General features: G+C 62.7%; 12 protein-coding genes. 2 read left to right on the top strand and 10 right to left on the bottom strand.

Going from position 1 to position 12,918, the window contains the following annotated elements:
* Window positions 1-144: 144 nt before the first annotated feature.
* The 5 genes from FA04_RS29965 to FA04_RS29985 all read right to left on the bottom strand — a co-directional run bounded on the left by FA04_RS29965 (window position 145) and on the right by FA04_RS29985 (window position 6,143).
* On the bottom strand, window positions 145-1,761 hold the full coding sequence (locus FA04_RS29965) for a dipeptide ABC transporter ATP-binding protein (RefSeq protein ID WP_034803318.1): 1,617 nt from the start codon (window positions 1,759-1,761) through the stop codon (window positions 145-147).
* Entirely contained in the window at window positions 1,758-2,576 is an 819-nt protein-coding gene (locus tag FA04_RS29970; RefSeq protein ID WP_034803327.1) for an ABC transporter permease, read from the bottom strand. The genes FA04_RS29965 and FA04_RS29970 overlap by 4 nt, the downstream gene beginning before the upstream one ends.
* Window positions 2,573-3,517, bottom strand: coding sequence for an ABC transporter permease (locus tag FA04_RS29975; protein ID WP_034803329.1), 945 nt, complete (start codon window positions 3,515-3,517; stop codon window positions 2,573-2,575). Before FA04_RS29975 ends, FA04_RS29970 begins: the two co-directional genes overlap by 4 nt.
* Before the next feature lie 15 nt (window positions 3,518-3,532).
* Window positions 3,533-5,092 (bottom strand): ABC transporter substrate-binding protein, encoded by a 1,560-nt coding sequence (locus FA04_RS29980; RefSeq protein ID WP_034803331.1) that lies wholly within the window; start codon window positions 5,090-5,092, stop codon window positions 3,533-3,535.
* Window positions 5,093-5,231: 139 nt separating this feature from the next.
* Window positions 5,232-6,143 carry a GntR family transcriptional regulator gene (locus tag FA04_RS29985; RefSeq protein WP_034803333.1) on the bottom strand — a complete coding sequence of 304 codons (912 nt, stop codon included), beginning with the start codon at window positions 6,141-6,143 and terminating at the stop codon, window positions 5,232-5,234.
* Between the two features lie 131 nt (window positions 6,144-6,274).
* On the opposite strand from FA04_RS29985, the gene FA04_RS29990 reads away from it, so the two are divergent.
* Window positions 6,275-7,393 (top strand): C45 family autoproteolytic acyltransferase/hydolase, encoded by a 1,119-nt coding sequence (locus tag FA04_RS29990; RefSeq protein ID WP_034803335.1) that lies wholly within the window; start codon window positions 6,275-6,277, stop codon window positions 7,391-7,393.
* 58 nt (window positions 7,394-7,451) lie between these two features.
* A complete protein-coding gene (gene aptA, locus FA04_RS29995; RefSeq protein WP_034803337.1) occupies window positions 7,452-8,780 on the top strand; it encodes an omega-aminotransferase AptA in 1,329 nt (442 codons plus the stop codon).
* Between the two features lie 258 nt (window positions 8,781-9,038).
* Here aptA and FA04_RS30000 read toward each other — a convergent pair whose 3' ends face one another.
* Genes FA04_RS30000 through FA04_RS30020 form a run of 5 tightly spaced genes read right to left on the bottom strand, consistent with a single transcriptional unit; the run spans window position 9,039 to window position 12,908 of the window.
* Window positions 9,039-9,980 carry a carbohydrate kinase family protein gene (locus FA04_RS30000; protein ID WP_034803339.1) on the bottom strand — a complete coding sequence of 314 codons (942 nt, stop codon included), beginning with the start codon at window positions 9,978-9,980 and terminating at the stop codon, window positions 9,039-9,041.
* The gene (locus tag FA04_RS30005) at window positions 9,977-10,486 is read right to left on the bottom strand and encodes an ureidoglycolate lyase (RefSeq protein ID WP_051659646.1); all 510 of its coding nucleotides are present in this window, start codon (window positions 10,484-10,486) and stop codon (window positions 9,977-9,979) included. Before FA04_RS30005 ends, FA04_RS30000 begins: the two co-directional genes overlap by 4 nt.
* Window positions 10,483-11,223: a BtpA/SgcQ family protein gene (locus FA04_RS30010; RefSeq protein WP_034803342.1), complete on the bottom strand. Its 741-nt coding sequence runs from the start codon at window positions 11,221-11,223 to the stop codon at window positions 10,483-10,485. The genes FA04_RS30005 and FA04_RS30010 overlap by 4 nt, the downstream gene beginning before the upstream one ends.
* A gap of 1 nt (window position 11,224) precedes the next feature.
* Window positions 11,225-12,025, bottom strand: a complete 801-nt coding sequence (locus FA04_RS30015; protein WP_143106259.1) for a GntR family transcriptional regulator — start codon at window positions 12,023-12,025, stop codon at window positions 11,225-11,227.
* A gap of 22 nt (window positions 12,026-12,047) precedes the next feature.
* The gene (locus tag FA04_RS30020; RefSeq protein ID WP_051659648.1) at window positions 12,048-12,908 is read right to left on the bottom strand and encodes an ABC transporter substrate-binding protein; all 861 of its coding nucleotides are present in this window, start codon (window positions 12,906-12,908) and stop codon (window positions 12,048-12,050) included.
* Window positions 12,909-12,918: the final 10 nt, after the last annotated feature.

The following is a 12,918-nucleotide window of genomic DNA, read 5'->3' on the forward strand; positions in this document are numbered from 1 at the left end:
TGAGCGCGATGCCGTAGGATCAGGTCGATGGGGAACAGGCCGCCTGGCCAGGCGGCCTTGACTGGAAAGCGATGCGGCCACCGGGTCCCAAGCCGAAGGCGCCAGGCGCGACGACTTAAGTTTTTGTGGCGCGAGCAGCTCCCGTCAAGCGGCGCGCCAGACGAGATCGATGCCTCCGCCGGCCGCCGGCGTCAGCATCGGTACGGCAGACAGGAGCTTGCGCGTATAGGCCGAGGATGGGCGGTCGAAGATCTCGTCGCGGCTGCCCTGTTCTTCGATAACGCCCTTGTGCATGACCACAACTCTATCGGCGATCTGCTCTACGACGCCCAGGTCATGGGAGATGAAGAGGCATGCAAAACCTTGTTCTCGCTGCAGTTTGCTCAAAAGGGTGAAGATCTGTGCCTTTACGGTCAGGTCGAGCGCTGAGACCGCCTCGTCGGCGATGACAAGGTCGGGCCGGCGAGCAAGCGCGCGGGCGATGGCGGCACGTTGCCTTTGCCCACCGGAGAGTTGATGCGGAAACCGCTCGGCGAATTGCGGAGCGAGACCCACTTCGGCGAGCACCTCATCGACCCGCGCACGGCGGTCTGCGGCGCGCATCGATTTTTCGTGCCGGAGCGGCGCTGCCACGATGTCGCGGATCCGCATGCGCGGATCGAGCGAAGAGTAGGGATCCTGAAACACCATCTGGCAATTGGCGCGGTAGTCGGCGAAGCCGCTGCTTTTGCGATTGACCACCTGTCCGCGGAAGGTAAGCGTGCCCTCATCCGGTTGCAGCAGCCCGGCGATGATGCGGCCAAGCGTCGTCTTCCCGGAGCCGGACCCCCCGACCAGCGCGACGATCTCTCCAGGATGGATATCGAGATCGATGCCATGCAAGACAGGCTTTGCGCCCGTGCCGCTGCCGTAGGCAAGCTTCATATTTCTGACGCTGGCGAGCGGAGCATTCGGTGCGACTGCACGCGCCGGCGCGCGGCGCGGCAGGGCCGAAAGAAGTTTCCGGGTGTAGTCGTGCCGCGGCATGCGGAGGAGTTCGGCCGTTGTCCCTTCCTCGACGCAGACACCCTTCTGCATGACCAGCACGCGATCGGTATATTGCGCCACCATCGCCATGTCGTGGCTGATCAGCACCATCGCGGTGCCTTTCTCTTCGACCAGCGCATGCAGCAGTTCCAGCACGTCACGTTGCACGACGGCGTCGAGTGCGGTCGTCGGCTCGTCCGCGATCAAGAGCGCCGGTTCGAGCAGCATGACGGAGGCAATCATGATGCGCTGCCGCATGCCACCGGAAAACTCATGCGGGAAGGCACGGACGGCCGCGTCCGGATCGGCAATGCCGACACGTTTCAGCATCGCCAGGATTGCGCTTTGACGCGCTGACGCGTCCATTGTCGTGTGCAGCGCCAGACCTTCCTCCATCTGGCGGCCGATGGTGAGCGCCGGATTGAGCGAGGTCATCGGCTCCTGGAAGATGAGCCCGATGCTCTTGCCGCGCAGCTTACGCAGGTCGTCCGGCGCAAGCCCGCTCATATCGCGGCCGGCAAACCGGACGCAGCCCCCGCGCCTGACGATCCCGGGCGGCAGAAGGCCGATGACAGCGCGCATCAACATCGACTTGCCCGAACCGGATTCGCCGACGATGCCAATGCGTTCGCCAGCGCGAAGAGTGAGGCTGACGCAATCGACGACGGGTGGTGCCATCGCAGCCGAGGTGCCGAGCACGAGTTGCTCGACGGTCAGGAGTGCTAGCTGGGTCATTGCGTGCCTCTCATTTTCGGGTCGAGCCTATCCCGCAGCGCATCGCCAAGCAGATTGATCCCGAGCAACGCAACGGAGATGCAAAGGCCCGGAAAGATTGCAAGCCAGGTCGCCTGGGCGAGGTAGGGGCGGGCAGCGGCCAGCATGTTGCCCCAGGTCGGGGCCGGTGGCGGCACGCCGAGGCCGAGGAAGGAAAGCGCGCTTTCAGATAAAAGTGTCCACCCGAACATCGACGTTGTCAGGACCGTCAGCGGCGCGATGCAATTCGGCAGGATATGGCGCAGCAGCGTGTAGATTTCGGAATCGCCTGCAATCCGGGAGGCGTCAATGAATTCCTTCTCCCGCAACGAAAGCACTGTGCCCCGAACGATCCTTGCTACGGACGGCGTGTAGGCAATGCCAAGCGCCAGCAGGATGCCGGATTTGTTGGCGCCGAAGATCGCAAGCAGCCCAAGCGCAAGCAGGATGCCGGGAAAGGCGAGCAGGGCATTGGTGACGGCGACGAGCACCCGATCGGTCCAACCGCCGACATAGCCTGAGATGGCGCCAAGCGCGGTGCCGAGCACAGTTGCGATCGCGACCGTGGCAAGGCTGACGATGCCGCTCGCCGACGCGCCGAGCATCAAGCGGGAAAGCACGTCGCGTCCGAATTCGTCGGCGCCGAGCAGATGCCGGGCCGAGGGGCCGGCGAGGCGTGCCTTCATGTCGAGCGCCATCGGATCATAGGGCGTCCAGACGGAGCCCAAGCAGGCGACGATCACGAAGGCGCCGACGAACAGGCCGCCAACCAGCGCATTGGCAGAAAGGGTCTTCATGTGATTTTCACTCGCGGATCAAAGAGCGGGTAGCACAGGTCGACGATCAGGTTGACCAGCACGTAGATGACCGCGATGAAGAGCAGGCATCCCTGAATGACCGGATAGTCGCGGCCGAAGATCGCATCGACGAGGAGCCGCCCGAGACCCGGGATCGTGAACACGGTTTCGACGACGGCGATACCGCCGAGCATGTTGCCAAGCACCAGGCCGATCAGCGTCAGCGTCGGCGCAAAGGCGTTGGGGAACACATGGCGCCACAGCACCGTTCGCTCGGGCAGGCCCTTGGCGCGCGCATGAGTGATGTAGTCGAGCCTGAGAACTTCGAGCGCCGAGGCGCGGGCCATGCGCAGAAGCACGCCGATCTCGTGCAGGAAGAGCGTGAGGATCGGCATCAGCACATAGAGCAGCCCGCGGCTCGGGTCTTCGGCGACGGAGACGTAGCCGACCACCGGCAACCATCCGAGCTTGAGGCCGAAGATGAGCAGAATGACGAGACCGAGCCAGAAGGTCGGGATCGACAGAAGCAACGCGGCGATCGACACAAGGGTGAAATCAAGTCTGGAGTTCTGGCGGAGGGCGGCGATGAAGCCGGCCGGAACGGCGACCAGCGAGGCAAGGGCGACGGCAACGAGGACGATGCCGGCGCTGACCTTGAAACGCTCGATGATGAGATGGGTCACCGGCTCCTTCGTGGTGATCGACGTCCCGAAATCGCCCTGCAGGACGCTGGTCAGCCAGATCGCAAACTGCGTCAGGATGTTCTTGTCGAGTCCAAGGTCCGAGCGCAAGGCAGCGACACTTTCCGGCGACGCCATGTCGCCGAGCAGCAATGCTGCCGGGTCGCCCGGAACAAGGCGTATCAGGAAGAAGACGACGACGGCGACGAGGAAAACCGTCGGAACGGCCATTCCTATCCGCGAAAGGATGAAGCGCAGCATCTCGAGCGAACTCTCTTACTCGGCGATCGTGACTTCCCACGCCCTTGGCATGGAGAAGATCGAGGCCGCGTAGTTCTGGACGTGTTTCTGGTAGGCCGAAGCCTCGAGCCCGTTATAGAGCATGATGAAGGGCACGGTTTCCAGGAAGCGCGTATGTAGCTTGTCGAAAAGCTCCTGGCGCTTGGCCGGGTCGGAATAACGCACGGCGTCGGCGAGCATGGCCTGCGCGTCCGGATCGTCCCAGACCTTGCGCGGCTCCTTGTCCTTGTTGCCCATGACGGAGTCCATGGTCAGTGCGGGGTCGTAGCGTCCCGAATAGGGAAACACCATCGCCGTATAGTTGCCGCTCTGATATCGGTCGAGTTGTGCCGCCCACTCGAGCACTTCGAGTTCCGCGGCTATTCCGACCTGCTGCAGCATTGCCTGTGCCACGATTGCCGCGTCGTAGGTGTTGGAGTAGCGCGTATTGGCGATGAGTTTGATCGGCTGGCCGTTGTAACCGGCTTCCTGCAGCAGCGCCTTTGCCGCCTCGGGATCGTAGCTGTAGCCCTGGGTCTGGGCTGGGGAGTGGTATTTTGAGGTCGGCGGTATCAGCGAGTTGTTGGCCTTGCCGAGACCGAGCGTAATTCCCTCGACCATGGTCTTGGTGTCAAGAGCCATGGCGATGGCCTTGCGGATGCGCATGTCCTTGAGCAGCGGATCGCGCGTCTGCAACAGGAGCGCGACGATGCCGGGATTCGTCGCCAGCGAAACGGCGGTATCGGCGTTCTGCTTGAACTCCTCGACATCGGCATAGGGAACGTCCGGTACGATATCGATGTCGCCATTGAGCAACGCAGCCTTGGCGGAGGAGCGGTCGGGAATGACGGCGAAGCGGACGGCCTCGACAAGCGGACGCTTGGCGCCGGTGTAGCCGTCCCGCTTTTCTTCGCTGCGTACCGCGTAGTCGGCAAAGGCTTCGAGGTCGATGAATTCGCCCTTACGCCATTCTTTGTACCGGAAGGGACCGGTGCCGACAGGCACGTTGAACGAGCCGTCGGCGTTAAACGATGATTTGTCGAGTATGCCGGTCATGCCGCAGTCGGTTCTGGCAAGCGTTGCCTGAAAGAGGGCGTTCGGCTTTTCGAGCTTGAAGACGACGGTTTTGTCGTCGGGTGCCGTGACCGATACGACATGGGCGGCGCCGCCCGCGGCAAAGTCGTTGCGGCATCGCCATTTTGTGGCTTCGTCCATGTAGCGGTTCCAGTTCCAGACGACGTCGGCCGAAGTCAGCACGTTGCCATTATGGAACTTGACGCCATCCCTGAGCTTAAACGTGTAGGTCAGGTCGTCGTCCGAGACAGCGACCTCCTTGGCAAGCAGCGGCTTTACCGAGGCGTCCTCGCTATATGCAACGAGACCCTCGACCATGTGCAACACGACGGCGTCGCTGTTGGCGTCTCGGTTGACGCCCGGATCAAGGCTGCGGATGTCGGCATTGAGTGCGATGTTCAGCGTTTCTGCTGCGGCCGGGCCGCAGGTCAAGGTCAGCGCTAGTGCTGCGGCCGACGCGGCCAGTCTCTGTCTACGGTTCACCTCAGTTCTCCTCTTTGTGGTCTGCCCGGTTTTCCGGTTGAGCGAACTGTGCCTTTTGTTTGATCATAATGCAATATGAAAAATCGCAAACCTTGTTGGCCTCCCCAAAAGGGGGGGGTAAATGCGCTCTCGGCAGGCGTTATCTTTCGCTGCGGATCCGGTCCTCGACTTTCTGCAGCGTCGATTCAAGGTGGCGCCGCAGCGCAAGCTGGGCGAATTCGATCTCGCCGGAGCCAATATACCGGAGGATCTGGATGTGCTCCTTCAGCGACCTCTCCATGCGCTCGGGCCGGAGCCGATCGAATACCGAGGACTCGCGCAGCAGTCTGAGGTCGTTCTGCATGCGCACGGATTGCAGGATGAAGCGGTTGCCGGACCAGGTGGCGAGTGTCTCGTGGAAGGAGGCGTTCAGTTTTAACCAGCTGTCGCGGCTGATGCTGCCGGCGGCATTGATCTGGTCGAACATGCTTTCATGTTCGGCAATGAGGGCCTTGAGCGCATCCGGATCGGCGCGGTAGTTCGGCTCGGCAAGGCCTGCAAGCTCGATCGCGATGCGAAAACGATAGCTTTCGGCCAGGCTTTCTGCGCTGTCGAGCGAATCGACAAACGCCCATCCGTGGCCGCGCTGGCGATGAATGAGGCCCTGGGAGGATAATTGCGTCAACGCCTTGCGGATCGTCCCGCGCGCAATGCCGTAGCGTTCCGTCAGCTCATTTTCCGACACTTCCTGCGGAATGGTGCCGACAGAGCGGTCGCGCAGGATCTGCTGCTTGAGGCGCTCCGTTTCGCTCTCACTGAATGTCTCGATGTAGGTGCCGTTGCCGAGATCGGTGGCGGCGACAAAGCCTTTGTTGGGGATGAGGCGCACGAGATCCTTGGTCGCAAGGATTTCGAGAGCGGCCCGCATCGGTGTGCGCGATACGCCAAACATTGTTGCCAGGGTCTTCTCGACAATCGGATGACCTGCCCGCCAGCCTTCTTTTTGTGCCTGAAGCAGGATCTGCCGGGCAATGTCGATCTGCAACGCGCTCGGGCTGCTTACCGTGCTCATCAACTGGCTCCAGGGTCTGATCGGTCTTTGGGGTGCGCTTCTGACATAGCTGTTCGATTTCCTCTGGACAATTCCTTGTGATAGTGCATTTTAAACACACAAAACGCAACATAGAGTGAAAGAGAAGACAGATGACCGCCGCACCGTTTCCGTTCGTTTCGATCTCAGGAACTCCGCTCGAGCGCGGGCGTCAGTATGGGCAGCAGGCGAAGGACCGTGTGCGTCGCAGCGTCGAACTGTATGCTGGTCGGCTTGCGACGCTCGGGGTCTTGGCCGACGACCTGAAGTCGATCGTTGCCGGCTATGTACCGCTCATCGAGGCATTCGACCCAAACTTCGTGGTGGAGATGAAGGGTATCTCCGAAGGTGCGGACTTGCCGTTCGAGCACGTCGTCCTCATCAATGCCCGTACTGAGATCCTTGCGAGGGCACGAAGGACCCAGGCTGCGAGGGCTGAGCATTCCGGCGACGGCTGCACCGGTGTCGTTGTCCTGCCTGAGCGCAGCGCCACGGGAGAGCTCGTGCACGCGCAGAACTGGGACTGGATGGCAGAATGCGCGGAGACGGCGATCGTCTTGCGCGTCAAGCCGGATGAAGGTCCGTCCTATCAGACGTTCACGGAGGCCGGTGGCCTTGCACGCAGCGGCATGAACGACAAGGGCATCGCCGTCACGGCAAATTATCTCGAGAGCGACCGCGACTTTGCCGGCGACGGCGTGCCGCTAGCACTCATCCGGCGCATGGTCCTGCAACAGGAACATCTGGCGATGGCCATGCGTGCCGTTGCCGGAACGAGGAAGTCGGCGTCGAACAACATCATCGTGAGCCACAAGGATGGCTTTGCCGTCAGCTTCGAATGCGCACCGGACGAAGCGTTCAACATCTATCCGGAAAACGATCTCATCGTGCACGCCAACCATTGGCAGAGCCAAACGGCGCTTCTGAAATTGCGTGAGCAGGCTCATTCAAGCTGGTCGGACAGTTTTTACCGCGACTGGCGCGTTCGCCGCATTCTCGAAAAGTCCGACAAGATCGGCGTCGCCGAGGTCAAAGCCGCGCTTTCTGACAAGTTTGGTTATCCCTACGCCGTCTGCCGTCCGCCGCATCGTTCGTCCCGCGGCCATGTCTCGGCGACAGTCGCGACCATCGTGATGCGGCCGGCGGCAGGTGAAATGGAACTCGCGGTGCTGCCGGCCGACAATCCGAGCTTCAAGAGCTACCCGACCTATCGCGACGAAATTGCCGCTTGAACCTTGGTCGCCGTCGCCTCGCGCGCGCCCTGCCCATTTCACAGAAGGTCCACATGCCATGGATACGCTCACCACGCCCGGCCCGAACAACCTTGATGCCTACTGGATGCCATTTACGGCCAACCGGGACTTCAAGGCGAATGCTGAATTCATCTCCCGTGCCGAAGGGCTCTACTACTTCACCAGCGGCGGCCACCGCCTGCTGGACGCTATCGCCGGGCTTTGGTGCGTCAACGTTGGCCATGGCCATCCGCGCATCGTGGAGGCGATCCAGAAACAGGCGGCGCGGCTGGACTTCGCATCCTCGTTCGGCCTCGGGCATCCGCTGGTCTTCGAATATGCCAACCGGCTAACGTCGATTGCGCCAGAAGGCATGAACCGCGTGTTCTTCACCAATTCCGGCTCGGAAGCGGCTGATACCGCGCTCAAGATCGCGCTTGCCTACCATCATGCGAGGGGTGAAGGGCAGCGCCAGCGCATCGTCGGGCGTCAGCGCGGTTATCACGGCGTCGGTTTCGGCGGCCTGTCGGCTGCGGGCATGGGCCCGCACAAGAAGCAGTTCGGCATGCTCTTGCCCGGCACGGTGCATTTGCCGCACACGCATGATCCGGCGAAGAACGCCTTCAGCCGCGGTCAGCCGCCGCACGGGGCAGGGCTGGCCGATGCGCTTGAGCAGATGATCGCGACCTACGATGCATCGACGATTGCCGCCGTCATCGTTGAGCCGGTCGCGGGATCGACCGGTATTCTCGTTCCGCCGGTCGGCTATCTCGAGCGGCTGCGCGAACTCTGCACGCGCCACGGCATCCTGTTGATCTTCGACGAGGTCGTCACCGGTTTCGGTCGGCTCGGCCATGCTTTCGCGGCCGACCGCTTTTCGGTAAAGCCCGATCTACTGATGGTGGCAAAGGGCATGACCAACGGCGCGGTTCCGATGGGCGGCGTCATTGCCAGCGATCGCATCTACGATGCGATTACCTCAAAGGCGGCACCAGGTACGGTCGAACTCTCCCACGGTTATACCTATTCCGGCCATCCGCTGGCGGCCGCCGCCGGATTGGCGGCGTTGGACGTTTATGTTTCCGAGGGGATTTTCGATCGGGCAGCGGGGCTCGAGCCGCACTGGGAGCAATGTGCGCACAGCCTGAAGGGACTGCCCGGTGTCGCCGACATCCGCAACCTCGGTCTGCTCGCGGGCATAGAGCTTGGCGAAAACGCCGCCGTCGGCAAGACACTCGCCAAGAAGGTCTATGAATTCTGCTTCGAACGCGGCGTGCTCATTCGTCCGGTCGCAAACACGATCGTCTTGTCGCCGCCTCTGACGATCGGCAAGGACGAGGTCGAAACGATATATGCGACCATCGCCGCAGCCCTTCGAGCAAACTGATATCGCAAAGCTGACACACCAACGGGCTCGAGGAGTGTCCTGCGGCTCGATCGCCCCACGCTACCTTCGATGGCCTTCTGCGCCCGGCCTCCCGCCGATGCCGCACGACCAGACGGTGGGCCGGTGCGCGTCGTGATCGATGCAAACGGCGACGGTAAATCCGGGTAGGTGCGCCCCGTGATCGGCCAAACGCTTGTGTTTGTCATGGTTCGGGAGAACCGCAGGGCCTGCGGTTCGGGTGCGTCCCATGAGGCCAGTTCAGCGATCCTGGTGGCGGTGCCGCCGTCGCCAGGCAAGGACATCTTCGGGTGTCGCCTTGCCTGCGCGCGGGCCATGGATGGTGACGGCGCGCGAAGCGGCCGCGACTGCGAAGTCGAGCGCCTCCTCGAAGCTCTGGTCCTGCGACAGGCACCAGGTAAGCGTTCCACCAAAGGTGTCGCCGGCACCAGTCACGTCGACGACATTCAAGGTAAAGCCGGGCACGTGCAAGACCGTTTCATGGTTGCGAGCCTCCGCGCCGTCGGCGGCCAGCGTCCGCACCACTCGGTCGATTTGGTGCTCTCGCATCCAGTCGCCGATGAGGTTGATGTCGTCGTGGCCGAAAGCGGTGTGGAAACCGATCTGGTTGAAGATGACGACAGCCGCGCCAGTCAGATAGGGCATGTCCTCGGGCGTGCACCCGCCGACGTCGAGATCGAAGATCGCCCGGCGCCCGTTGGAATGCAGGTCCCTGAGGAGATCGGCTTGCTTCAGAACGCCGTTTTGCGTCTTGGCGTGCAGACGGCGGACGCGATAGAGCGTGGTGTAGAGGTAACCCGGCTGGCGCAACGCTCTCAGACTGGCGCCTGAAAGCCACATCGGCTGCTCGCCCATCTCGACGGTGAGCACGATGTGCTCGCCCTCGACGAGGAAGATGAAGTTGCGCGATTCCGGAATGGCCGGATCGATCAGCATGTGATCGACGCCGACGCCATTTTGCCTGAGATCGGCGATCAGGCGCTCGGACAATGGGCTGTCGTTGAGCAGCGATATGAACTGCGTATCGCCGCCAAGACCGGCGTGCACGACGGCGGCGTTGGCGATGGAGCCGCCGGCTTCGGCCGGAAGCTCCTTGATCATGCCCTTGTCGGCGCGGCCGGGCCAGCGGTCGGCGGTGTAGTATTCGTCGAGGGCGACATCGCCAATGAAGAATGCGGTCATAAGGTTAGTCCCGTGCCCGCTGCCGCCGACACCTTTATCGGACCGCCCGAAACTGCTACCCATGGGCTTTCGCCGAGGCCGCAGACGGCCATCCAGTAATAGGGTGCGGGGCCGGAAACGCCGCGGCAGGCATCGTGCCAGACATTGCGATCCATGACGACAGCCTGCCCGGGCGCGATGACGAAGGCTTCGATCTCGTCGCGATCAGGTGCTTCGCCATCCGACGCCGGCGCAACCGCAAGGACAACCGGTTCAGCGAGACAGAAGATCGCCTCTTCGGTCAGCGGGTGCCGCTCCATCGCGCGGCAGTCCCAGGGCGCTTGTCCGCCACGGGTGATGCCGAGATGACCGCGGCCGTCGATCAACGGCGTTTTCGTAAAGCCGTCGTTCCAGCCGTCGCCGACAGTCCAGACGACCTTGCCGTCCGTGTCACCGGTCAGGTCGTACACCCGGCCGTAGCGGGAAAAATTGTCCGGGGTCACCGGCCGGGCGTGGACGACGTTCATGCCGCACTCCTGATCGCGCGCACGACACGCATCAAGCCTGCGACATGGGCGGCTTCGACCCGGCCGGTGTCCTTGTGATCGTGCTTGAACCAGCTGCCGACGACGGCGCCGTCGGCCTGAGCCAATTGCTCGGTGGCGTTGGCTTCGGTGAGGCCGGCGCCGATCAGGAGCGGCGTCTCGCCACCGGTCGCCGCGCGGAATCGCGCCACCTTCTCCAAGTCGGTCGGCTGGCCGGTCGCGTCCGAGGTGACGACCAGCCCGTCGCAGCGCGACGCACCGATGCGCACGTCTTCCTCCTCCAGCCGGCCTGATAGGACCGGCTGGTACTTGAACCGGACACCACCGAGGAGCAGGGCCGTCACACCGTCGCGGCGGGTCTGAAGTTCGGTCGCAAAGGGGACGTCTGCTTCGGGCGGCAGGTGGCCAGCAACGGAATCCACCTGGATGAACGAGACCGGATAGGTCCGCGCGAGCGCGAAGGCGCGGGAGTCGTCGCGTAAGACGTTGACACCGATGCGCGTTCCGAGGTCGAGGTGGAAGATCCGCTCTAGCACCCGTTCGACATCCTCGGCATCGCCGAAATAGTTCTCGACCACCAGCCCATCGACGCCTTCGCCGGCCATGATGCGGGCTTCCTCTTCGGCCTGGGCAAGCTTGGCCTGAGCGCCGTCACCGGCAAGGTGCAGCATGCCGAGGATCGGTTTTTGGATGGTAAAGGTGTCGCCGAAGCGGCTCATGTCATGTCTCCTGCACGCCGTGCGGCGCGGTCTCGCGGCCCCAGCGCGTTGCAAATTTCATCTGGACTGCCGGCGAGTAGACGATCGACGTGCGCTCGACCAACCGGTCGTCCGCGTCGAGCACATCCCCGCTGGCGCAAAGGTAGCCCGGCACGTCCTGCGCCGGGGCAAAGACCTCCCGCAGGCGATCGGAAGCCGGCACGACGGTCAACAGCAGTTCCGAACGCAGGGGGTGACGGTCATAGTCGCGGCGCAACACCTCGTAGAGGGATTGCGACGCGAAGTCGTATCGATCAAGCCCGGGATAAAGGGCGAGATCGAGCTCGGACGTGTCGACGTTCAGCCATGTCACGCTGTCGCCGTTGGCAAGCCCGCGGGCGCGCACCAGCACGAGCTGGCCGTTGTCTGCCCGGTGCTCCAGCACCTGCGTCACCGGGCGCTGGCCCTGTTTTCGGGCAAGCTCCGTGAAGCTGCCGAAGTTCCAGATGTTGTGGCTGATCGGCCGGTGCGAGACGATTGTGCCGCGGCCGCGAACCTGCTGGACGAGGCCCTCCGAAACCAGAAGCGCCATCGCATTGCGCACGGTCGTGCGGGCAATGCCGAACTGGTCGCGCAACTGGTTCTCCGAGGGAATGGCTTCACCTTCGGAAAAGTCGCCGCTCAGGATCGCGGCGCGCAGCGCCCGATAGAGCTGCCGGTAAAGCTGCTCGCTCGAATAGAGATCGAGGCGCAGCCGCGACAGTCGATCGTCAGGGCGTTCGCCCGTTGCGGTTGAGACGTCTGGCATGGGGGGATGGGTCAAGGCAGGCTCCGGCGCGGTTCTGTTACTTCGTGGCTCCGTTTATCTTGAACTCCTCGACACCCGCCTGTTTCAAGCCGTAGCGGTCGAGGATCTGTGCATAAGTGCCGTCGGCTTTCATGGCGTCGAGCGCGCCCTTGATTGCATCGCGCAGTTGCGTGTTGGCCTTTGCAAGGGCAATGCCGTAGTGGTTGATCTCGCCAACCTCACCGATCTGGTAGAATTTGTCCGGCTCCTGCTTCATCAAGTCGAGCAGTCCTTCAAGGCCGATGACGGAAGCCTGGGCACGCCCCTGGCGGATCTGCATGATGTGCTCGGCCTGGGTCGGGATCTGAATGACGGTGATCAGCTTGTCGGCCGGGCAGATGGATTTTCCAAGGTTTTCCGCCCAGGTGACCCAGCTGGTTCCAGTCGCGACCGCAACCGTCTTGCCGCAGAGGTCGGCCTCGACCTTGATCTCACCCAGGTGGTCGGCGGTCGAATAGAAGACATTGCCGGTCTTGAAGTAGTCGATGAAGTCCAGTTGCGTCTGGCGTTCCACCTTGTCGGAGAAGGCGGTCATAATCAGGTCGGAGCGGCCGGTGACCACCTGCGGGATCAATTGCGGGAACTCGACGTTCTGGAATTCCGCCGTCAGGCCGAGGCGCTCGGCGATCGCCTTGGCAAGATCGATGTCGAAGCCTTTCAGTTCGGTCGAGCCGGCGTCGCTGTATTCCATCGGCGGATAGGCAAGGCTGATCGTGACGTTCAGCTTGCCGGTGTCGCGCACGGCATCCGGCAGGGCGGCGGCCAGCTTCTCGTCGGCGGCATGGGCAGTAGCCCCTGCGGCAAGGCTGATGAAGGTGGCGGAGGCAAGCGCCAGAGCCATCGGCAGCAATCGTTTCATTTCCTGTTCT

It is taken from the genome of Ensifer adhaerens (genome assembly GCF_000697965.2).
Classification (GTDB): domain Bacteria; phylum Pseudomonadota; class Alphaproteobacteria; order Rhizobiales; family Rhizobiaceae; genus Ensifer; species Ensifer adhaerens.